Source organism: Sphingobium sp. R-21 (assembly GCF_049913335.1).
Lineage (GTDB): Bacteria > Pseudomonadota > Alphaproteobacteria > Sphingomonadales > Sphingomonadaceae > Sphingobium.
The window spans coordinates 638,081-660,559 of sequence record NZ_CP184374.1 but is presented as its reverse complement, the minus strand read 5'-3'; the positions used below and the strand labels follow the sequence as shown (position 1 = coordinate 660,559).

Sequence of the window (22,479 nt, the reverse complement as noted above, 5' to 3'; positions counted from 1 at the left end):
GCGAGAAAATTTCTAGATCAACCCCAAGTTCAGGCATGCCCGGCTGCCATCGCTTCATGCGCGACCATCGCCGCGTCGAAGATGGCTGTCGCCGCCGCCAGATGCCCGCTGTCCACTGCCTCGCCCGCGACGGGGTTGAGCAGGAAGGGCGCGGCGGCATGTTCGCCGCCCGGCAGCGCCGCCAGCAGCGCATCGATGTTCGGCGCGTCATGGGCGCCCAGCGCTTCCTTCACGACCTCTGCCGCATCGGCAGCCGGAGCCGCCTGCTGCGCCGCCAGAACCGCCGCGGCATTGCCGTCGAAGGCGGGAGGCAGGTCGATCGATTGCGCCAGCAGCCCTTCATGACCGCTGAGCTCGGGCTGAGCCGCATCCGCCGTTTCGACAGCAGCATGCGCGTCGTTGCCGTCGGACAGGCTGGCATGTTCCGGCGCGGCTTCCTCGCTGGCATGGCCAGTCGGCGCAGGCTGCTCATGCACGGCCTGATCGTCGCTCGCGGCGAGCGTGGTCGGCGCGCTTTCCTGCGTGGCGGTCGGCTCGTCCGAAACGGTATCGGTCGGCGCGGTTTCCGTGACTGGAACGTTGCTTTCGGTCACGGTCGGCTCAGGCTGCTGCTCGGTCGTCGCCTCGGCGGCGCCCGCCACCGCAACCAGGCTTGCCGCAACCAGCGCCTGGTTGAAGCCGCTGCTCGTGCTTTCCGTCTTGCTGGCATCGCTGCTGGTGCCGGTGCGGAAAGTGACGTCGCCGATCGTTCCGGTTGTGCCATCGGTGCGGGTGAAGCTTGCCTCGCCCAGAACCGTCACATCGCCATCGGCAGCGACATAGCCATTGCCATCGGCCGTCAAGTTGATGGAGGCGATGCCCATGTCGGCAAGCGACTTGAACTCGCCCGCATCCACAACGCCGTTGCTGTTCGCATCCTGCCACACGCCGAACTCGGCAAATGCGGTATCCGTTGCGTCGAACACGCCGTCGCCATTGCTGTCATAGGCAAGGCGCAACCCTTCCAGGTCGCTCGACGCATTGGGCGCGTCGTCGGCGAAGACGATGTCGTAGCCGCCGCCCGTCGCATGGGCGAGCAGGCCGTCGTCGGAGGACACCCAGGCGGTGTTGACCGCACCGGCGCCATAGTCGTGCGTGACACCAGCGGAAAGGCCCAGAAACTCCAGCCCGTCTCCATCCAGGTCGATGGCGACCGGTGGAACGGCGACCGGGTTCAGCGTGACGCTGATCGCGCTGTTGACGCTGTCGCCATCGGCATCCGAAGCCACGATGGCATGGTTGATGTTGATCGGCGTGCCGCTGTTCAGCGTCTCGACGGAGAAAATGCCGAGGTCGAACGGATTGTTGACGTGCGGCGATTCCACCAGCACCGCGTCAAAGCCCTGGGCGCCGACAATCTCATATTTGTCGTTCACCTGCAGGCCGGAGATGAAGACGCTGCCGGAGGAGAAGGTGACGCCGAAGCCCGCCTGGGTGCCATCGGCGGTGAAGGTATAGACATTGCCCGTGCTGAAATCGGTCACCGAGACCTTGACGATGCCTACGAAGCTTTCACCCGCCTCTGGAGATGCGGACGAGTAACCCAAATCCTGGTCATTGTCGGCATTGATCGCCGTGACCTTGACCGTCACGCTGTTGTTGGGGCTGCCGCCGACCTGGGCGATGCTCTGCTCGAAGCTGATAACGCTCTGGTGATCGACATAGGCGAAGCCCGTCGTCGTGCCCGCGCTGGTGGTCAGGGTCTTCACCAGGTCGATGCGAACCGCTTCATCGGGATTGACCGAGTTGTTATCGACGCCGATGGAGTCAGCGTCGGTATTGATCGACCCACGCCCACCGGAAGAGTTGCGTCCGGAGAGGAGTACGTCGATGGCGTCGGTGGTGTCGACCCCCAGCCCGCGATAATCGGTATTACCGGCCTTGGCGGAACTGAAGCTGCTGATCGAGATTTCGCTGCCATTGGTGATCGTGCCATGCAGGTCGAACACATATTTGTCCGTCCCCGGCTGCAACGTCACCGTATAGCCAATGTCGCCATCGGCCGTCCTGGCGGTCAGCACATTGGTGCCATTGCCGAAGATGAACAGGTCTTCGCCATTGAACCGCAGCGTTGCGCCGCTGGTGTCCTTGGCGGGCGCACCATCGGTGATGTTGAACAGCGCATCGCCGACACCGTCAGCCCCCGCCACGCTGGCAAAGTTCAGGTTGAAGGCCGTCGCCGGGCTGTCATTGTTGGCGACCGCCCCGGCCGCAGGCGTGAAGGCGCTGGGCATATCGTCGTCAAAGCTGATGTTGAGCTGGCCGACCGCCGACGATGTCGGGTTGGTCGACAGATCATAATCGCTGTCGGTGACGAGGAAATTGAGGCTGACGGAGGCATCATTCTCATTCCCGCCCGCCGCATGCAGGACGTTGTCGAGCAAGGTCACCGTATAGGCGCCGGTCGTGGGGTTGACGACCACCTGGAACAGCGGCGTACCGCGCCCGCCAACCGTCGTGATGGTCGCGGTCAGCGTGTTGCTGGCGCCGTTCCAGCTATAGGAAACCGTGTCCGTGCCAACAGTGCCGGTCAGGCCGTTCATGTTGGCGAAGGTCACGCTGCCGCCGCCGTCATCACCGAAGGTGAATCCCAAAGTGCCGCTGAAGCTGGCCTCGCTGGGGCCTGCGTCGTTGTCGCCCACATTGGCGTCGACATCGCCAATCGTGCTCAGCGGATTGCCGCCGGTCAGGCCATCATCGTCCAGCTTGGCGGCGGTGTTGTCCGCCGTCGGCTTGTTCGCGTCGCCCTGGAAGGTGAACTTCAGCGTCGCGCTGGCCGTGTCGTTGTCGGCATCGCGCATGACATAGGTGAAGCTGTCGGTCGATCCCGAAGGGACCGAAACCTTGGGCGTGTAGATGTAGCTGCCGTCTGAGAACAACTGCAACGTACCATAGGTACCGACGATCGTCTGGCTGCCGCCCAGCGTTATGGCGCTGCCGCTAACCGAAACCACCGCGCCGGGCGTGTCCGCGCCGACATGATCGTTGGTGAGGACATTGCCGGTCGATGCCAGCGCCTTTTCGATGGTCGTAACATTGTCATCGGCGGCTGTCGGGCTGTCATCCTCGATAGTGACGGCTATGCTGGTGCCGACCGTCGTGGTGCCGTCGCTGACATTCACGGGGACCGAGAAATTCTTCAGATCCTCTACATTGATGCCGCTGTGATCGACGGACTGGAGCAGCGTGACCGTATAGGCGCCCGCATTGTTGATCGTGATCGTGATGACCGGCACACCGCCAGCCGATCCGGTCAGGGACTGCGTGCCGACACCAGTCCAGGTGACGGGCAGGCCGTCAGCGCTGAGTACCGCGCCGGGGTCGCCCAGGGTCATGGTGACGGCATCGCCATCCACATCGGTTGCGGTGATCGTGCCGCCCGCCGTCACCGAGTTCGTCGTATCGCTGGGGGTGCCGGCCGTGTCCGCATTGGCGCCTGACAGCCCCTCTTCGGAAACCACCGCAACCCCGCTGCCGACCTGCGGCGCGTCATTCGTGCCCTGGATCGTGATGGTCAGCACGGCAGTGGTGCTGTCCCCGTCCCCATCGGTGATGGTGTAGGTGAAGCTGTCCTGCAGCGTTTCGCCATCGTCCAGTTGCTGGACGGCGGCCAAGCCGTTGTTCAGCGTATAGGTATAGCCGCCCGTGGAATTGAGGACGAGCGAGCCGTAGCTGCCGATGGCATTGCCGCCGATGGCGCCCCCGGTGACCGCCGTGACCGCGCCACCCGCCGCCGGGCCATCGGCGCCCAGCGAGTCCGCACCCGCCGGATTGCCGTCGCTGCCCGCGCCCGTCAGCACATTGCCGCTGGCGCTCAGCGTGACGTCTTCCTTCACGACGTCGGTATCGTTGGCCGCGACCGGCGTGTCGTCGTCGACATTGATGGTCAGCGTGCCGGTGGCGGTGTCATTGTCGGCGTCGCTCACCCGATAGGCGATGTCGAAGCTGACATTATTCTCGTCGCCGCCAAGCGGATGGACGATGGCGGCATTCTGCACCACCGAATAGGTGCCCGCGACCGGATCGGTCAGCGTCACGGTCAGCACGGTGGTGCCGCCCTGCTTCACCAGCAGGACAGTGCCATTGCTTTCATAAGTGAAGCCGACCGGCGCGCCCGTGCCGAGCAGGGTAATGCCGCCCGGACCGTCCGCGCGATAATCATGCGCGAGCGTGCCCGTGGCGTTGACGCTGTTCGCATCGTCGCCCGTGCCATTGGCGTTGCCGCCCAGCGCATCGTCGTCCAGTTGCACGGTCGGATTGGCGCTGACGACCGGCAGATCGTCGGACACGCTGACCGACACGGTGCCGGTGGCGGTGTCGCCATCGCTATCCTGCGCGATCACCTGCACCGAACCAAGCGCGACCAGATCATCGGCATTGATACCCGGATGGGTGTCGTAATTGTCGTTCAGCGTGGCCGTCACGGTTGCAACGGTGCCGACGACCGACAGGTTCAGCGTCACGACGACGCCGCGCTCATCCGAACCGGTGATCTGCGTGTCGGACACCCGCAGCCAGGTCAGGTCGCCCGTCAGGCTGCCCGTGCCGCCGAAAACGATCGAGACGATCGCATCCGAACCGGGTGTGAAGGTGATGGAGCCGCTGTCGAAATCAGGGTTAGCCTCGCTGGTACCGCCAGCCAGGTTCTGGTCGTCCAGCGCCAGGCTGATCGGGCCGCTCGCGGTCGGAATCGCACCATCGGTGACCGTGATCGGCTGGTTCGCCGTCGACTGGTCGCCATCGCCATCGGTGATGACATAGGAGAAGCCCGCGTCGACACCGCTCGCATTGTTGAGGTTGGTGGACGGGTTGAAGGTCCAGGCACCCGCCGCCGTGAACGTGTAGGCGCCGAACGCCGTGTTCACATTGGTCGTGCCCACAGCGTTGATCGCCGTGGTGACGCCGCCGATGGTGACCGAAGTCAGCGTGGCGCCATCCGCGCCCAGCGTGTCGTTGGCCAGGACATTGCCGTTGATGTCTGCGCCATCCTCCGCCACGGTCCGGGCCGCGTCGTTCACGGCGGTCGGAACATCGTCCACCACATCGATGGTGATGGTGCCATTGGCGACATTGCCCGCACCGTCGACCGCCTGATAGGTGAAGATTTCGGCGCCCAGGAAAGTCTGCGGACCGTCATTGGTGGTCGGGCCATCGACAGGCGAAGTCAGCGTATAGGTATAGCTGCCATTGCTGTTCAACTGGATCTGCCCATAGCCGCCATTGGCGGAGCTGGTCAGCGTGTAGCTGACGGCGCCGGTGACATTGAGCTGACCAGTCGTCGTCTCGGTGGTTTCGCCGGGCGTGCTGCCGGTCACGCTGCCCGCCGCGATGTCGTCGCCGGTCACGCTGGTGTCCAGTGCCGCCTCATAGACAGTCTTGGTCTGGTTGTCTGCCGGCAGGGCAACGTTCGCGACGTCGATGGTCAACGTCGCCGTCGCCAGATCGCCGTCCGCGTCGCGGATCGTGTAGACGAACACGTCCTGCTGATCCGCAGAGATCGCGTTGGGCGTCGCATCATAGCGATAGCTGCCGTCCGCGAAGAGGGTCAACGTGCCGTAGTTGCCCGCGACCGCCGTGCCGACATGGCCGCTGACGGGGGTGTTCGCATCGCTGCCCTTCGCCACGCCGACCACACCCGGCGCATAGCCGTCCGCGCCCGGTTGGTCGTTGACAAGCACGCCATTGGCCGCCGAGACGATCAAGGAGCCGCCCTCATCGACCGAGCCGCTGTCCGCTACCGCGATGGGCGCATCGTCCAGCACGGTCACGTTGATCGCATCGGCTGGCGAGACATCGCCATCGCTGTCCGTCACGCGCACGGCGAAGGCATCGCCCGCCTGGGGGTCGGCCGCGCCGCTGATCCCGTCGCCGTCCAGCGGATCATTGTCGGGATGGGTGGGATCGTTGACCGCCAGCGTATAGCTGTAGCTGTAATGGCCCGCCCCGTCCGAAGTCACGGTCAGCGTGCCCGCCGCGCCCGCGACCACGACCGGCGTTCCCGCCGTCGCCGCGGTCACATCAACCCAGGCACCGTTCTTGTCCTGCACCTCTACCTTGGTCAGCGTGTCGCCGCCGGTCGCGATGGTCATGGAACCGGTCGCCGTCTCGCTGTCCCCGGCTGCCTGCGTGCCGCCGGGCAGGCCAGCTTCCGACACAGTCATGTCGGTGACGCTGACGGTCGGCGTCGAATCCCTGAGCAGGTTGATCGTCACCGTCGCGGTCGACGTGTCGCCATCGCCGTCGGTGATGGTGTAGGTGAAGCTGTCGCTGCCCTCAGCGCCCGCATTGGGGGTATAGAGGAATACGCCATTGCCCTGATAGACGACGCTGCCTTTGGCCGCGCCGGTTTCCAGCGCGACGCCGCTGGCGAGGTCGACGCCATCGGCCCCGGCCACGTCATTGGCGAAGACATTGACGGTTACCGACGCATTTTCAGCAAGCTGGCCTGCACTGTCGTTCACCGCGGTCGGCACATCGTCCACCACGCGGACGTCCAGGCTGGCCGTGTCAGTCGATCCGTCGGTGTCGGTGACGACCACCGCAAAGCTGTCCGTCAGGCTGCCATCATTGGCGCCCGCATGCAGCAGCGTATTGTCGTTCAGCGTATAGCTATAGCTGACCGTCCCGCCGGTGACGTCGCCATCCGCGCCGATAACGGGCGTGAAGCCGGTGATGGTCAACGTGCCATAGGCGTTGGACAGGGTGACGCCGCTGATGAAGCCGCTGGCACCGAAGATCGGCTGGCCGCCAACGGTTATGGTCGCCACGCCGTCCGGCGCGGAGAGGGAGAAATTGCCCGTCTGGGTCAGCGCCGCCGCATCCGCCGAGCTGCCGTCCGCCAGATCGTTTTCGAAGACGGTTTCTTCCGCGCCCTCGCCGTCCAGGCCATTGATGGTCACGCCATCATCGCTGCCCTGGATGGTGATGGTGATGGTCGCGCTGGACGGATCGCCATCGCCATCGGTCAGCGTGTAGGTGAAGGTTTCGGTCAGCGTCTGGTTCTTGTCCAGGCCCTGGACCACGCCATTTTCATTGTCCAGCGTATAGGCATAGCTGCCGCCCGGCTGGATCACCAGCGAACCATAAAGACCGGCGAGTGGTGCGCCGACCGTGCCGTTCGTCCCGGCAAAGGCGATGGCGGTGACCTGCGCGCCGTCGGCGCCCTGCACGTCGGCATTGCCGTCGGTGGCGTTGGCGTCCGTGCCGCCCGATCCGGCGATGACATTGCCGTCGGCGACCAGCGGGCCATCCTCACGCACCGAATCCACGTCATTGGTGGCAGTCGGAACGTCATCGATGATCGTGATGGTCAGCGTGTCGGTCGCCTGGTCGCCGTCCACATCGGTGACGGTGACGACGAAGCTGTCGGTCACATCGTCGCCATCGGTATTGGTGGTCAGCGTATAGCTGTAATCGATGCTGCCGTCGCTGATGCCGGTGACGGTCAGAATCCCCTTGTCGGTAACGATCTGCTGGCCGGGGCCAGTGATCAGGACACCGTTGATGGTGACGGTCGCGGGGCCGTCCGGCGCGGTATAGGTGATTGTGCCGTCAGTGGTCTCGACATCGGTGCCCGCCTCTGACCCGACCGGGTCGTTGAGGCCTGCTTCGTCGACGATCGTGCCCTCGCCAACCTTGGGGATGGAGATGATCATGACGTCGCCATCGGCGATATCGATCCGCAATATGGCGCTGGACGTGTCGCCATCGCCGTCGAGCAGCGTGTAGCTGAAGCTGTCGCTGACGCCACCCGGCGTGCCTGCGGCACGGACATAGCTGTAGCTGCCATCCGCATTGAGCGTCAGCGTGCCATATTCGCCTTCAAAGGTGCCGGTGGTTGAAACCATCGCCCCGTCCGCGCCCTTGACGTCATTGGTCACGACATTGCCGGTGACCGGGCCATAGGTGCCCGCGGCAATCGACCCGGCATCGTTGTTGGCGGTCGGGACGTCATCGACGATCTGCACGTCGATACTGGCATTGGCGGTCGATCCGTTGCGATCGGTCGCCACCACGGCAAAGCTTTGCAGGATGCTGTCCGCGCCCGACGCGTCATGGTCCAGGCTGTTGTCGGTCAGCAGGAAGCTGTAGGTGAAGGTGCCCGCGGTCGGCACGCCGCCCTGGGTCGCCGTCGCGGTGAAGCCGGTGATGGTCAGCGTGCCGAGCGGCGTCGTAACCACCTGTCCGGCAACGAAGGCGCCATTGGCCAGCACCGAAACGCCGCCAATGATGACGCCCGACAGGCCGTCCGCGCCGCTGACGGCAAAGGAACCGGTCTTCGTCAGCCCGGTCGCGTCAGGCGAACTGCCGTCCGACAGGTCGTTTTCCAGCACCACGAGTTCGGCGCCCTCAAGGCCGAGCGCGCCGTTCAGGCCGGTGATGGTGATGCCGTCATCGGCGCCGTTGATGGTGATCGTCAGCGTTGCGCTGGACGTGTCGCCATCCGCGTCGGTGATCGTATAGCTGAAGCTGTCGGTCAGCGTCTGGCCAGGCACCAGAAACTGCACCGCCGGGTTGGCATTGGCCAGGGTATAGCTGTAGGCGCCCGACGCCGTCAGCGTCAGCGTGCCATAGGTGCCCTGGAAGGTGCCGGTGGTCGTCACGGCCGCGCCGTCCGCACCCTGCACGTCGGCCACGCCGTCCGTGCCGTTCGCGTCGCTGCCACCGCTGCCGGTCATGACATTGCCATCCGCGACCAGCGGGCCATCCTCGGTCACGCTATCGGCATCGTTGACGGCCGTCGGCGCATCGTCGGCGATGGAGATGGTCAGCGTGGCGCTTGCCTGATCGCCGTCATTGTCGGTGACGACGACGGTAAAGACTTCCGCAGGCGGCGCGCCGACGACATTGTCGCTCAGCGCATAGCTGTAGCCGATCGAACCATCCGCGATCGAGGTGATGGTCAGCACGCCCAGCGGCGTCGTTACCGTCTGCCCCACGGTCGTGATCGCCACACCGTTGATGGTCACGCTCGCCAGCCCGTCATTGGCGTTGATCGCGATGGTGCCGATCGTCCGCTCGCTATCCCCCGCAGCCGCCGAACCGGCCGGTTCGTTGCCGCGCGCGGGAAGGCCCGCCTCGCTCACACCGGCCGTCGCGGCCGTCGCCCCAGCAGGCTGATCGGGCGTGATGATGGTGACTTCCGGCGGATCGTTCGGCGCAATCGGCAGGATCTCGCGCTCTTCGGGCTGGCTGAAAAGCAATTCGGTCGGCGGCAACAGGTCGCCCAGGCCATGGGGATCGCCCACATCGCCGTCAGGACCGATGAAATTGCCGCCGGAACTGCGCGGCGGACCGGCCGCAGGCTGCGGTTCCTCCCCGATCAGGAGAGCCGCCAGGTTGACGGAAGGAATTTCGACATCGCCGACAACCAGGCGCGGCATGACCACCGCCCCCTCCAGGATCACCAGATCGGTGCCATCGGGCAGGTGGACGATCAGATTGCGGCCGGAAACCTCGATCTGGTTGATATCCGTGCCCGCAGGCAGGACAATGGTACCGTCCGGATTGGGCGCGACCGTCCTGACGACATCCGCGGCATGCGACTTTCCGGGCTGGGCCAGCTTGGCCTTCGCCGCCAGTGCGGCTGCCTCCGGGTGAAGGGCCTGCTGATGGTCAGCGGTATCTTTGCCATCCCAATCGCGCTCGTAATCCATTGTCCATCCCACCTGTCGCCATGGGGGCATGGAAGAAGCGCGCAAAAGGGCTTGCCCCGAATGCCTGATGCATTCGGACCTGACGCCTTTTCCCGACATTGCGGCAATCAGCGGATCAGCTATTGCCCCTAGTCAACGTTCTCCCGCCGGCAGGACCGTTTGAAAGTCGGCTGCCGCCCCGGATTAACATTTTGCATCTGTATTTTTACTGACCCGATGGCTGATCTTATTCGTCGTCCTCGAAATGAGTCACGCAGATTCCAGTTTTGTTAACCATTTTAATACGATACAGCCGAAAAAATAACTTTAGGATTATTACTAAGGATATATATAGTTTCAGAAAATTATATCTTTTCGACTATGCCGATCTTGGCCTTGGTTAACAAATTGGGCTGAGGGCATATGCGACTCGGACAATTCGTTTGCGGTTCGACTCGTCGCGAACCTGGCACGAGCGGACTTTGGCAAATAACGAATTTGGATCGGGACCAGATGAAACGACGGGCGCTTTCCATCCGGAAATGGAAACGGGCGGCCGGTTTACGCAACCGACCGCCCGCCCTAATGCGACCCATAGGCTTATCTTTCGGAGCCGTGCTTTCCTTCCCGCGGCTTCGTCCAGTCGGCCTGTGACCGGCGATAAGCTATGGAAATTCAATCCCCCTCCGACAAGAATCAGGAATAACGGTTGCGTAATTTTAAACAATTGACCCGATGACTTATATCCAAGGTTAATCGTTCAAACCACTGCGGCAGAACGCAAGGATATTCTTCGTCAGGGACGAATTTGGTCTATGGCCGTTGCTGCATCGGGCGAAGGTTTTTCCACATCATTCCCCTGCCCTGTGGATTGATCGGACGATTTGATTGCATGATCCTGTTCATTCGCCCCGCCGCCCGCGACAATTTCGACCGATCCGGCGGAAGGGAAGGAATCCATCGTCACAGCGGGCCTGGGCATGTCGGCCAATATCCGTTCCATCCGCTGACTGCGTGCGCTCCCCGAACCGGTGGTGCGCCGGAAACTGGCCAGGGCATAACCCGCCAAAGGCTCAGCTGCGTCATAGCGTTTGCGCGCCATGTAGAAATCAACAAGATTTTCCAGGGCAAGCTGCGTGTTGGGATCGTCACCCCCCCTGGTCCGCAAATAGCTGTCGAACACGCGCCGATACAGGCTTTCCGCCTCCCTGAACTGCCCGATGGATTCCAGTTGCAACGCCAGGTCGTTGGCGGAAATCAGCGAGCGGGGATCATCCGGGCCGAATAGTTCATCGGCCAGCGCCAGGCCTTTCCGTGCGGGATCGATGCCATCGGTCGCCTTGCCCGACGCATAGGCAGCCTGGGACGCCGCCACCAGCTTGCGCCATTCCTTTTCCCGCGCTTCGGTCACGTCCGGGACATAAGGCGCTTGCGCGTGCGCGGGCGAAGCAATGCACAGCAGCAGGGCGCCTCGCACCATCCAGACCCTTTTGCCGACGCCCAAGCCACTCTCCCTTCGCAATCTTTCGGCTGATGGATGCTATGTCCAACAGGCTTAAGAAAGTGCAAGCGCGGACTTTTACGCTGTCAGCGCCTCGACCAAAGCCCTGACCTTCTTTTGCCGCCATTGCGGCAGGGGCGCGATCAGCCAATAGGCCAGTATCGAAGGCGCAGCGTCGCCCACCTGCCGCACGCGCCCAGCCGCGATATCCGCCTGGGCCAGCAGGAAGGGCACGCAGGCATGGCCGAATCCGTTGGCGGCCGCTTCGATCGCCAGCCCCGCATCGGCGACGCGGATCGTTGATGGCACATCCTCCTTGGGACAACCGGGCCATTCGATGCGATGATCGGAACCGTCCTTGACCGCTTCCACGGTTACAAAGGCCGCCTCGCCCAGCTTCACGCCCTCATTCTCGCCCGGCCCCTCGGCCAGACGCAAGGCGAGGTCGAGATTGGCTTCGGTGAAGTCCAGCGCCTCGTCAGCCGCGACTAGCGCGAACTTGAGGTCCGGCTGGCTGGCCGCATAGCCCGCCAGACGGGGCTGGAGCCATTTGGCCGTGATGTCTCGCGGCGCCGCTATGGTGAGCGAACTGCTGGACTGACCCGCCTGCATGGCGCGCACCGCTTCCTCGAACTCCAGGAAACCGGCACGCAGGGCAGCGAGGCCCGCTTCGGTCTCAGGCGTCAGTTCCAGCCCCTTGGGAGTCCGGCGAAACAGGACGACGCCCAACAGATCCTCCAGCGCGCGAATCTGCTGCCCCACGGCAGCTGGCGTCACGGCCAGTTCATCCGCGGCGCGCGTAAAGGACAGGTGCCGCGCCGCGGCATCCAGCACGCGCAGGCCGTTGAGCGGCAAATGGGTACGCTTCATTCGGCCACCGCCGGCGCGATCAGCGCGAAATGCGGGATGGCGATGTCGAACGTCTCGCCGCTGGCGCCGATCATGTGATAATGCCCCTTCATCGATCCCGTCGGCGTATTGAGCGGGCAGCCTGATACATAGTCATAGCTCTTGCCTGGCTGCACCACTGGCTGTTCCCCCACGACACCGTCTCCATCGACACGATGCTGCGTGCCGCGCCCATCGGTAATGATCCAATGACGCGTCAGCAGTTGCACCGGCTGGTCCCCGTCATTCTCGATACGGATATGATAGGCCCAGAACCATCGGCCCCGGTCCGGCTCCGACTGTTCGGGCAGGAATGTGACCGCGACGTGCACGTTGATGTCGCGCGTTGTCGCGTGGAAGGGAAAAAGTGCGTTCACGGGTTAAGAAATGCGCCTTTCACCCCTGTCCCGTCAACGCCCTATCGACTTCAGCGCGCGATCCAGATCCTCGATGACATCCTCCGGATCCTCCAGCCCGACGTTGAGGCGCAACATGTCCTCGGTGATGCCGACCTCCAGCCGCGCCGCTTCCGCCATGCCGTAGTGCGTGGTGGATGCGGGGTGCGTCATCAGTGAGCGGGCGTCGCCGATATTGTTGCTGATGTCGACCAGTTCGAGACCGTTGAGCAGACCATGCGCTTCGGCCCGGCCGCCGCCGACATAGAGCGAGAAGATGGGCCCGGCCATCGCCATCTGCTTCATGGCGAGCGCGTGCTGGGGATGGCTTTCCAGACCCGGATAGAGCACCCGAGCCACCCGGCCTTCCAGGAATTTCGCGACCTTCAATGCATTTTCGCTCTGTCGGCGGATGCGCAGGTCGAGCGTCTCCAGCCCCTTCAGCACCACCCAGGCGTTGAACGCACTGAGCGTCGGCCCGGTGTTGCGGTGAAAGGGCAGCAGCGTGTTGATGATGAAATCTTCCGTGCCGCAGATCGCGCCCGCGAGGACGCGGCCTTGCCCATCCATCATCTTGGTCGCGCTATAGGCCACCACGTCCGCGCCATATTCCATCGGACGCTGGAGCGCGGGCGTAGCGAAGGCATTGTCGACAACGCTGGTGATGCCATGGGCCCTGGCGATGCCGCAGATGGCGGCAAGGTCCACCACGTCCATCGTCGGATTGGCAGGCGTCTCAAAGAAAAACACCTTCGTATTTGGCCGAACGGCAGCTTCCCAGGCAGCATTGTCGGTCGCATCGACCGTGGTCGTCTCGATACCGAATTTGGGCAGCAGCGTGTCGGTCAACCAGCGGCAGGACCCGAACAGCGCCTTGCCCGCTACCACATGATCACCCGCGGAAAGCTGGCACAGCAAGGCAGCCGTCATCGCCGCCATCCCCGTTGCGGTCGCGCGGCAGGCTTCGGCCCCTTCCAGCAGGGCGATGCGCTTTTCCAGCATCTCGACCGTGGGGTTCTGAAGGCGCGAATAGGTCATGCCCTGCTGCTCGCCGGCAAAGCGCGCCGCGGCGTCCTCAGCCCGGTCGTAGCTGTATCCGCTGGTCAGGAACAGCGCCTCGGACGTCTCGCCATATTCGGTCCGGGCGCTGCCGCCCCGCACAGCAAGGGTCGCGGGACGCCAGGTCCGGGTGATTTCGGGATTCTGCCCGCTCTTGCGCTTCATTTCCTTATCCTCGGATCCCGAAATTTCAGACCAGAGCCGCCAGCACGGCATCGCCCATTTCAACCGTATTCATCGTGCCGCCCAGATCGAAACTGCGCGCGCCATCGGCAAGCGCCTTCGCCACGGCGGCGTCGATCCGGTCGGCCTGCTCCGGCATGCCGAGCGAGTAGCGCAGCATCATGCCTGCGGACAGGACCGTTGCCAGCGGATTGGCCTTGCCCTGTCCGGCAATGTCGGGCGCGGAGCCGTGGATCGGCTCATACAGTCCCTGATTACTGTCGTTGAGCGTGGCCGAAGCCAGCATGCCGATGGATCCCACGCACATGCTCGCCTGATCCGAAAGGATGTCGCCGAACATATTGCCGGTGACGATGACATCGAACTGCCCAGGATTGCGCACAAGCTGCATCGCGGCATTGTCGACATACATGTGGCTGAGCGCGACGTCGGGATAGTCCGCCGACACCTCTATCACCACGTCGCGCCAAAGCTGGCTCGTCTCCAGCACATTGGCCTTGTCCACCGAGCAGAGCTTACCCCGGCGCGCGCGCGCTGCCTTGAACCCCTGATGCGCGATCTTGCGCACCTGCTCCTCATTATAGGACATGATGTCATAGCCTTCGCGCAGCCCCTCCGGCGTCTTGCGCATGCCCTTTTCGCCGAAATAGACGTCGCCATTGGTCTCGCGCACGATCAGCAGGTCGATGGCGCTCGCCACCTCCTGCTTGAGGGCGGAGGCGTCAGCCAGCTCGGGAAAGACCTTTGCCGGGCGCAGGTTGGAGAAGAGACCGAGTTCCTTGCGCAGGCCCAGAATCGCCTGTTCAGGGCGGAGATGGCGTTCCAGTGAGTCGCAATCCGGATCGCCCACGGCGCCGAAGAGGATCGCGCTGGCACGCCTGGCAAGGTCCAGCGTTTCGGGCGGCAGCGGATGGCCAACGGCCTTGTAGGCCGCGCCGCCGACCAGCCCTTCCTCATAAATGATGCCATCGATCGCCAGCGCATCGAGCACGCGCCGTGCCTGCGCGACGATCTCGGGACCGATACCGTCTCCGGGGAACAGGGCGATCAACATGGGGCAACTCCTTCAAACGCGTGGCTGCCCCTTATGAAGCGCGTGCGGCCAGCGCAAGCGTTTAGGCGAAGGAGAAAGCGCCCGCTCCCGCAAAGGCAGAAACGTGAAACAGGCAAATTCAGGCAACAGCTCTTTTGAGCCGCTCCACCAGACGCTCCCGCGCGGCCAGCACATCGGTCCGCCAATCGGTCAGCACCGATCGTTCGAGGAAGAAGCCCGTCAACCGCAGCCCGTCCAATATGGCGGGCCAATCCCCTGCTCCACCCTCCAGCAGAAAAGCGGGCAGAGGCAACAGCCGGTCCTCATAGCCCGCAGCGCCCGCGCGGCTGACTCCCGCCGCACTGCGAGGACTGACATAGGCGAGGTCGTCGTTCCCGCCGGTCGCAGCGCACCGGGTTAGATCCAGCCCGAAGCCCAGTTCCGCCAGCAACAGCAATTCATAGCGGACCAGCGCCACTGCCCAGCCCCGCGCGGCGGGCGCGGCCTCCACAGCGCCCAGCACGCCGTCCAGCGCCGCATAAAGCGCTGGATAGGGCGTCCCCTCGGGCAAGGCCACGGCCGTGAGCGCGCAGACCCAGTCGATCGCTGCCGCAGGCAAGGGCTCCGCCAGAAGGGGAGCGCGGCTATGGTCCAGTTCGACTGTCAGTCCGGCCAATTGCTCCTCGGTCCGGGCGCGGAACTCGGCCTTGACGGCATTGCCGGGAAGCAGGACGGGGCGGAGCTGGCGCGACCGTCCGCCTCGGACGTAGCCTGCAAGCAGGCCATGATCGGGCGTCAGAAGACGCGCGACCGCCCCATGTTCGCCATGGGGCCGCAACGCGCACATCAGGGCCGGAGTGATCAGCGTTGCCATATCCCTTCATATCGGCCCGCAGCCCCCCGCGCCATCCATCTCCTCTTCAGCTCGACTGTCCCAGAATCGCGCAGAAATCGCCGCCCAGGGCAAGGCCGCCTTTTGATATAGGTTGCTTTTCCATCAGGCCATGCGCACAATCATGCGGGGACTTGTCGGGGGACAAATTTCACCATGTATCACATGCCCTTGGCATCATCTTCCGCGATGGACCGCTTGGTGCTTTGGCTGGGACGTTCGCCGACGCTGGGTTTTGCCATATCCCGCGTCGCCTTTTCGGCTGCGGCGACGTGGCAGATCGAAGCGATGTTCAGCAACGAGCCGGATTTCGCCCACACGGCCTTGCTGCTGAAGGCTGCCGTGTGGACATGGACGGCGATCAGCATCGCGCAAAATTCGCTGACGCCGCCTCTGGGCCTGCTGCTGCGTCCCATTTTCCTGATATTCGACCTTATCGCCTTCCTGACGGTCATCGTGCTGTGCGAACCCTTGCAGATCGCGGCGCTGGGTTGCCTGTTCTTCGTCGCCTGGTCAGCATCCGACCGTTTCGGTCGCGGGGCGGTCCTCATCCTGGGGATATGCCTGATCTTCGCTTTCATCGCGCGGGGATATTATGAAAGCTGGGCTTCGGCCCGCCACGTGGCCGCAGTGGACCGCGCGATCGACAGCCTGACCATCGTCATCGGCTGCGTCATCGCGGCATCCATGTTGAGCATGAACATATTGGAACGGCGACTGATAAGCTGGTCGGAAAGGCTGCAAGGCGTCGGTCTGTCCTTCCAGAAGTCGCTGGCGCAATTTCTGGTGGAGCAGGTCTCCCAGTTGATGAACTCCCGCTATTGCGCGTTCGTTTGGGAGATGATGGACGATACCACCGTCCACTGCGAACTGTACGACGGCGACGGCGTGCGGCATCTCATTCTGCCACAGAAGCAGATTGACGGGCTGTCGAATGTCACCCCGCGGGAAGCGCCCTTCCTCTATTCCACCCAGTCGCCACGGCTGTTGCTGCGCAGCCGCCTCGGCATATTGCGGAACGAGCGGGCACCGGATCTGGTCGACAGCATATCCGACGTCTTCGGCGCAGGTCAGGGCGCGAGCATTCATATCCAGGCGGGCGAACTGCGCGGCAGGCTGTTCATCGGGACCAGCCATGGCTGGTCGCCCGCCGTGCTGTTGCGTTGCCTTCGCATACAGGAGGGGATCGACCTTTTCCTGGAGCGCCATTTCTTCTTCCTCGCCTGGCGCCAGCGCACCTTTGCCGAAGCGCGCCAGGCGCTGAGCCGCGATCTTCACGACAGCGTGCTGCAGACATTGGCCGCGCTTCGCGTCCGGCTGGCGACCACTATCCATGGCCTCTCCAACGCCGCCGTTCCTGACCAGTTGACGGAACTCAGGTCGATGGAGGAACTGGTGACGGCCGAACAGGCGCATCTGCGTCGGTTGCTAAGCCAGCAAAGTCCGGTTGCGGCTGAGACGGATGTCGACCTTGGCCGGGAGGTCGAACGCTGCTGCCGCTTCATCGCCCTGCAATGGGCGATAGATTGCCGCCTGAACCTGGCCGAACGTTCGATGACCGTATCCGCCGAAACGGCGGCGGAAGTCGAATATCTGATCCGCGAGGCCGCGGCCAATGCCGTCAAGCACGCAAATGCGCGCCACATCACCGTATCGATCGCACAGGTCGAGGATGAGATATTGATTGCATTGAAAGACAATCCCGGGCCGCAGGCGGTCGCCCGCGAAAACTATACCGGCGATTTCGAACTCCAGTCGCAGTCCATCATGAAGCGACTGGGCAAGATCGGCGGAACAGCATATTTTCATAATCTGAGTATGAATTCGCTGATCTCGATCAGATTACCCTCCTCCTTACCAAGGTCTCCGATATGATGGCCCAGATAGCGATAGTCGACGATCATCCGATCTTCCTGGATGGCATGGCCCAGTTCCTGAGCTCCCACGGCCATGACATATTGTTCTGCGCCCGGTCGGTCGAAGAAGCGCTGGAACGGATGCAGGCGGGCGAGCCCGACCTGCTCATCCTCGACGTCAGCATGAAGAGCGGCGGCGGCCTTGCGATCCTTTCTGCCATCCGGAATAGCGGCAGCACCGTACCGGTCATCTTCATGACCGTGCATATCCGCCCGGAACAGACGCTGGAAGCGATCAAGCTGGGCGTTGACGGGGTGGTGCTGAAGGACAGTGACCCCAATGATCTGCTAGGCTGCATCCAGCAGGTCCTGAGCGGCAACAAGAGCATCGCACCCTTCGTCATGGAACAGGCGCTGGTGCACAGCATTTCCGCTCCCGCCAGCGAAGCCAATGTGCTTGCCGTCCTGACCGACCGGGAACTGGAGATCGCCGGCCTGATCCGCGCAGGCCTGCGCAACCGCGAAATAGCGAACCGGTGCGGTTTGACCGAGGGGACAGTGAAGGTCCACCTGCACAGCATCTTCCAGAAATTGAACATCAAGTCGCGATCGGAACTGATCATCATGATGATGTCGATGGACAGCGAAATACCCGCCGTCGGCATGGAGCATTAGAGGACGCAGATCGCGCACTTCAAATCGTTGTTCTCACATCATTTGAAGCGTAATCCGATCCCTACCTTTCTGCTCGATGCTTCCTTGTTTTCAGCGATTTTCTTAACCAGCAACAGGTTGCGATCGCGTGAAAATCGCCATTGTCTTTTAATGCCGCATTTTCCGAGCCGTTGACCGTAAACGGTCGACTTGAAAATACTTTAGAGCATTTTCGGGTTGCGCCGAGTCATATGTTCTGATTCGAAGGTGTCGGTTAATCGGCGAGGCTGAGATGACGGCACCCTTATCCCAGGATTTGCGCAAACGGCTTGTCGCGGCTGTAGCGAAGGCAGTTCTGCCCGCGCGGCAGCGGCCCGGTTTCAGGTGAGCCCGGCAGCGGCGGTGAGCATCGTGCGCCGAGCACGGGAGACCGGTAGTACAGAGCCTGCCCGGATCGGCGGTTATCGTCGGCCGCTTCTGGCGGATCATGAGGCCTTGTTGCGTGAACCGATGTCCACCCGGAAGGGTATCACGCTGGCCGAGATCAGGGCGGAACTGGTCGAACGAGGTATCCAGCCGGGTTCGCTCTCGACGATCTGGTCAACCCTCAAGCGGTTTGGCCTGTCCCATAAAAAAAGTCGCTGAGGGCCGCCGAGCAGGATCGGCCTGACGTTGCCGATCATCGTCAGCGCTGGCGGGTGTGGCAGCGCTTCATGGACCCAGCCGCGCTTGTGTTCCTGGATGAAACCGGCGCGACCACCAATATGGCTCGACGCTATGGCTGGAGTCCCAAGGGCGAGCGCCTGATCGACGCTGCCCCATTCGGTCATTGGCGAACGACGACATTCATCGCGGGCCTGCGTTCGACCGGAATCATCGCTCCGATGGTCCTCGATGGCCCCATGACAGGCGAAACCTTCCGCGCCTATGTCGAACAGTTTCTGGCACCGACGCTGTCGCCGGGCGACGTGGTCGTCCTCGACAACCTGCCGGCTCATAAGGTCGCCGGCATTCGTGAGGCCCTCACCGCCGTTGGCGCCAGCATCCTGTACCTTCCGCCCTACAGTCCGGACCTGAACCCGATTGAGCAATTGTTCGCCAAACTCAAGGCGCTTCTGCGAAAGGCGGCGGCTCGCACCCGCGACGCCCTGTGGGATACCATCGGTCGTTTGCTCCCCGCCTTCAGCCCTACAGAATGCCGCAACTACATCGAAAACTCAGGATATGCCTTCGACTAAAACAAAAATACTCTAGCTGAGCCCGCGAACAAAATCGGGCAGGCGTGCCGCGCCGCTGGGATTGGGGCCGGCCATGTAAAGGGCCATGATCGTGCCCAGGGCAATCGCTACGCCATAGGGTATCGGTCCCTTCTTGTCGAACAAGGCAATGGGGGAGCCTTCCCGTACTCTCTGCGGCACCAGCCGCCGTCCGGCCATGAGCACCAACGCCAGCAAGCCGCCGCCTATGGTGACATAGATCAGCCACGGTATCACGCCCGTCCAGTCAAACCACAGCGCGCATGCTGCCATCAGCTTGACATCGCCACCGCCCATCGCGCGCATGGCGAACAGGCCGCAGCCGACCGCGAACATCCCCAGGAAAACGGTGCCGTTACGCCATATGTCATTTTCCCAGCCGACCGTGGCGACCCAGACCGCATAGAGCCCGACAACCAGCAGGGGAAAGACATTGGATATGCGCAATCGGGCCATGTCCTCCACCGCCGCCGCGATGAGCAGGAGTGAAAGGGCAAGCAGAACCAGATCCTTCATCATTTCCCCGCAGTTTTCATGCCGTCCAAAGCCGCAGCGGCATCCGGCACGAAGCTGTCGCCTTCGGTCATCGCCCGGCTTAGATAGGCCTGCGCCTTGGGCAGGTCGCCCATTCGCATCGCAACCTGTCCGGCGTTGCTGAGCCGGCGCGCCCATTCATCGGCTGTGTCGCCGGGCCGGCGGCTGATATCGCGGCCCGCCATGACATAGGCGGTGTCGCCATTGGCGATGATCCGTACATCGTCCGGCGCGGTTTCGCGCGCCTTGTCGAATATCACCGCGGCCTTCGCTGCCTTCCCCTGCTTGAGCAGCGACAATCCGTAATTGTTGAGAACCTGGGACGGCTTGTCCGTCAATTGATACGCCCGCTCATAAGCGGCATTGCTCAGCGCCCAGGATTGGGCCTCGTCATAAGCAACGGCCAGCGCATTCCAGGAACGCCAGCGTCCCTCGCAATCCGCCACGGCCCGCCGCAACGACTCCAGCGCCTCCTGTGCCCGGCCCAGCCGCAGCAAAGCGATCCCTTTTCCCTCACCGACGCGGCAGTCATTGAGACCGCCCCGCTCCAGCGAGGAGAAACGGGCCAGCGCCTCCTCGTCACGCCGTTTTTCGAGCGCCATGCGCGCATCGGCGATCTCTATCGCCTGCAGCGCGGCCGGTTGCGCGGCGACCCGCCACTGGCCCAACATCGCATCCGCCTGGATGATGCGGCCACCGTCAATCGCCTCATCCACCAGCCGAGCATAATCGAGCGGCGCAGGCGCCGCCCCGGCGACCGGCGTCGCGGCCGCCAGAAGCAGCGCCAGGATCATCCCCGCCGGCCTTTCCGATCGGGCTGCGCCATCGACTTCCACAGCCGTTCAAACAGTCCGTCATAAGCCGGCCTGACGTCCTCGCCTGCGGCAAACTTCGGCAAAGACGCCGCATCCGGCCTGCCGACGGTGATGATCGGAGCCGTCAGTTCAGACCGCGCCTGGCTTTCCGCCACCGTGACGATCCGGGTCGTCAGTTGCGGGTTTGTACGTTCCGTCGCGGCCGCATCCATCGTCCGCAACCGCACTTCTCCCAGAGACATGCGTTCCAGCTCGACGCTTGCCGTTCGTACCGGAGAGCCGACCGGAACCGCCGACGCCAGTTGCGCCAGGGTCGAACGAGCGACGACGGTCGCGCCCTTTGGCGCTGCGCCTGCCTGGGCGAGCAAAGCGTCAGCTTCGCTGTTGAAGCCCTGCGCCGACAGACTCCGCGCGAAATTGCGGGCAATGCGCTGATCTTCCGGCGCACGCGACAGCGCCAGTTCGAAAAACTCCCGCGCCAGATCATGCCGTCCCATGGCCGCATAGCTGATCGCGACCCCGTTCAGCCCATGCGCATCGGTCGGATCGCTGCGCACAGCGCGGCGGAACGCATCCAGCGCCAACGCATACTCTCCGCGCGAAAACAGCACGTCACCCCGGACCAGCGCATCCTGCGCTGGTCCGGAGGCTTGCTGGTTGACGGGCCTGATCGAAAGGACGCCCTTTTGCGGCCCGCTGCACGCCGCTGTCGCAATGATGAGAGCGACTGCCACTATAGCTTTGTTCATGGTCCCCCCTCCCTCTTTCTAACGAGTCATGACTGGCAGGATGTCGCGCGCCACGCGAACCACCGCCGGCAACATCAGCACGCCAATCATCACCGGCAGCATGCAGGCGACCAGCGGCACCGACAGCAGAACCGGCAGGCGATGCGCCTTTTCCTCGGCGCGCATCCGCCGCTTCTCGCGCATCTCCGCCGCATAGACGCGCAAGGTCTGTCCAATGCTCGACCCCAGTTGATCGGACTGGATCAACAGCGTCGCAAAGGAGCGGATCTCGTCCACATCGACATCATCCGCCATGCGCCGCAAGGCGTCCTGCCGACTACGCCCCGCGCGCAGTTCCAGAACGACCTTGCCGAGCGCAGCCGATACCAGCGGATGCGATACCGCCAGTTCCCGGCCCACGCGATCCATGGCCGCCTCCAGTCCAAGCCCCGCCTCGACGCAGACCAGCATCAGGTCCAGGGCATCGGGAAAGCCGTGTATGATCGCCTCCTGACGCCGCGAAGCCTTTGCCGAAATATAGAGGTTGGGCATGTAGAGCCCGAGTACCGCCAATATCGACGCCACCATATAGAGCGTCAGCGGAGTAGGCGGTTCCGGATTGCCGAGCGATGTCAGCACGAATATCGCAGGCAAGGTGAATGTCAGCACGAGACGGAAAAAGGTGAAGAGCTTGGGTGCATCCGGCGACATATAGCCGGCCGCGATCAGCCGCCGGCGCAGAGTCACATTGTTCGTGTCGACCAGCGAGATGCCCATTTTCTCGATGCGGTCGATCAGCTTCTTCCATTCGCTGTTGTTGCGATCACCACGCAGCGTCTGACTGCCGGATTGGGATGAGCTGCCTTCACCTACCACGTCCAGCCGACTGCGCACCCGCGCGTTGCGCATCACCAGTTCCGACAGGCCGAACACCAATGCAACGATGGCGATGAACAGAAGGCCGAGAATGAACGGCCGCAACTGGGTCAGGAATGCGGGATTCAGCATCGC

13 protein-coding genes and 1 pseudogene are annotated in these 22,479 nt (G+C 63.3%); 3 read left to right on the top strand and 11 right to left on the bottom strand.

Translation table 11 applies throughout. The features are described 5' to 3' along the window. Positions 1-29: 29 nt before the first annotated feature. From ACN9MX_RS03085 to recO, 7 genes are all read right to left on the bottom strand, one after another. Entirely contained in the window at positions 30-9,695 is a 9,666-nt protein-coding gene (locus tag ACN9MX_RS03085) for a beta strand repeat-containing protein (RefSeq protein WP_363825415.1), read from the bottom strand. Positions 9,696-10,470: 775 nt separating this feature from the next. Continuing rightward, positions 10,471-11,178: a tetratricopeptide repeat protein gene (locus ACN9MX_RS03080; RefSeq protein WP_363735107.1), complete on the bottom strand. Its 708-nt coding sequence runs from the start codon at positions 11,176-11,178 to the stop codon at positions 10,471-10,473. A 75-nt stretch (positions 11,179-11,253) separates the two neighbouring features. Beyond that, complete coding sequence (locus ACN9MX_RS03075) at positions 11,254-12,045, bottom strand: LysR family transcriptional regulator (protein ID WP_363825412.1); 792 nt, start codon at positions 12,043-12,045, stop codon at positions 11,254-11,256. After that, positions 12,042-12,440, bottom strand: a complete 399-nt coding sequence (apaG, locus tag ACN9MX_RS03070; protein ID WP_025546552.1) for a Co2+/Mg2+ efflux protein ApaG — start codon at positions 12,438-12,440, stop codon at positions 12,042-12,044. Before apaG ends, ACN9MX_RS03075 begins: the two co-directional genes overlap by 4 nt. A gap of 33 nt (positions 12,441-12,473) precedes the next feature. Further along, positions 12,474-13,682: an O-succinylhomoserine sulfhydrylase gene (gene metZ, locus ACN9MX_RS03065; protein ID WP_363825410.1), complete on the bottom strand. Its 1,209-nt coding sequence runs from the start codon at positions 13,680-13,682 to the stop codon at positions 12,474-12,476. A gap of 25 nt (positions 13,683-13,707) precedes the next feature. Then, positions 13,708-14,754 carry a 3-isopropylmalate dehydrogenase gene (gene leuB / locus ACN9MX_RS03060; protein ID WP_363825407.1) on the bottom strand — a complete coding sequence of 349 codons (1,047 nt, stop codon included), beginning with the start codon at positions 14,752-14,754 and terminating at the stop codon, positions 13,708-13,710. 118 nt (positions 14,755-14,872) lie between these two features. Continuing rightward, complete coding sequence (gene recO, locus ACN9MX_RS03055) at positions 14,873-15,607, bottom strand: DNA repair protein RecO (protein ID WP_363825405.1); 735 nt, start codon at positions 15,605-15,607, stop codon at positions 14,873-14,875. A 207-nt stretch (positions 15,608-15,814) separates the two neighbouring features. On the opposite strand from recO, the gene ACN9MX_RS03050 reads away from it, so the two are divergent. The 3 genes and pseudogenes from ACN9MX_RS03050 to ACN9MX_RS03040 all read left to right on the top strand — a co-directional run bounded on the left by ACN9MX_RS03050 (position 15,815) and on the right by ACN9MX_RS03040 (position 19,373). Next, complete coding sequence (locus ACN9MX_RS03050; RefSeq protein ID WP_363825402.1) at positions 15,815-17,500, top strand: sensor histidine kinase; 1,686 nt, start codon at positions 15,815-15,817, stop codon at positions 17,498-17,500. Next, entirely contained in the window at positions 17,497-18,156 is a 660-nt protein-coding gene (locus ACN9MX_RS03045) for a response regulator (RefSeq protein WP_133651835.1), read from the top strand. Before ACN9MX_RS03050 ends, ACN9MX_RS03045 begins: the two co-directional genes overlap by 4 nt. Positions 18,157-18,427: 271 nt before the next feature. Beyond that, positions 18,428-19,373: pseudogene (locus ACN9MX_RS03040) on the top strand (IS630 family transposase). A 12-nt stretch (positions 19,374-19,385) separates the two neighbouring features. Here ACN9MX_RS03040 and ACN9MX_RS03035 read toward each other — a convergent pair. The 4 genes from ACN9MX_RS03035 to ACN9MX_RS03020 are packed head-to-tail and all read right to left on the bottom strand — an operon-like array spanning position 19,386 to position 22,476. Further along, a complete protein-coding gene (locus tag ACN9MX_RS03035) occupies positions 19,386-19,910 on the bottom strand; it encodes an A24 family peptidase (protein ID WP_363735116.1) in 525 nt (174 codons plus the stop codon). Then, a complete protein-coding gene (locus tag ACN9MX_RS03030; protein ID WP_363825399.1) occupies positions 19,907-20,719 on the bottom strand; it encodes a hypothetical protein in 813 nt (270 codons plus the stop codon). Before ACN9MX_RS03030 ends, ACN9MX_RS03035 begins: the two co-directional genes overlap by 4 nt. Next, the gene (locus ACN9MX_RS03025) at positions 20,716-21,489 is read right to left on the bottom strand and encodes a tetratricopeptide repeat protein (protein ID WP_363825397.1); all 774 of its coding nucleotides are present in this window, start codon (positions 21,487-21,489) and stop codon (positions 20,716-20,718) included. Before ACN9MX_RS03025 ends, ACN9MX_RS03030 begins: the two co-directional genes overlap by 4 nt. 18 nt (positions 21,490-21,507) lie before the next feature. Beyond that, on the bottom strand, positions 21,508-22,476 hold the full coding sequence (locus ACN9MX_RS03020) for a type II secretion system F family protein (protein ID WP_363825394.1): 969 nt from the start codon (positions 22,474-22,476) through the stop codon (positions 21,508-21,510). Positions 22,477-22,479 lie beyond the last annotated feature (3 nt).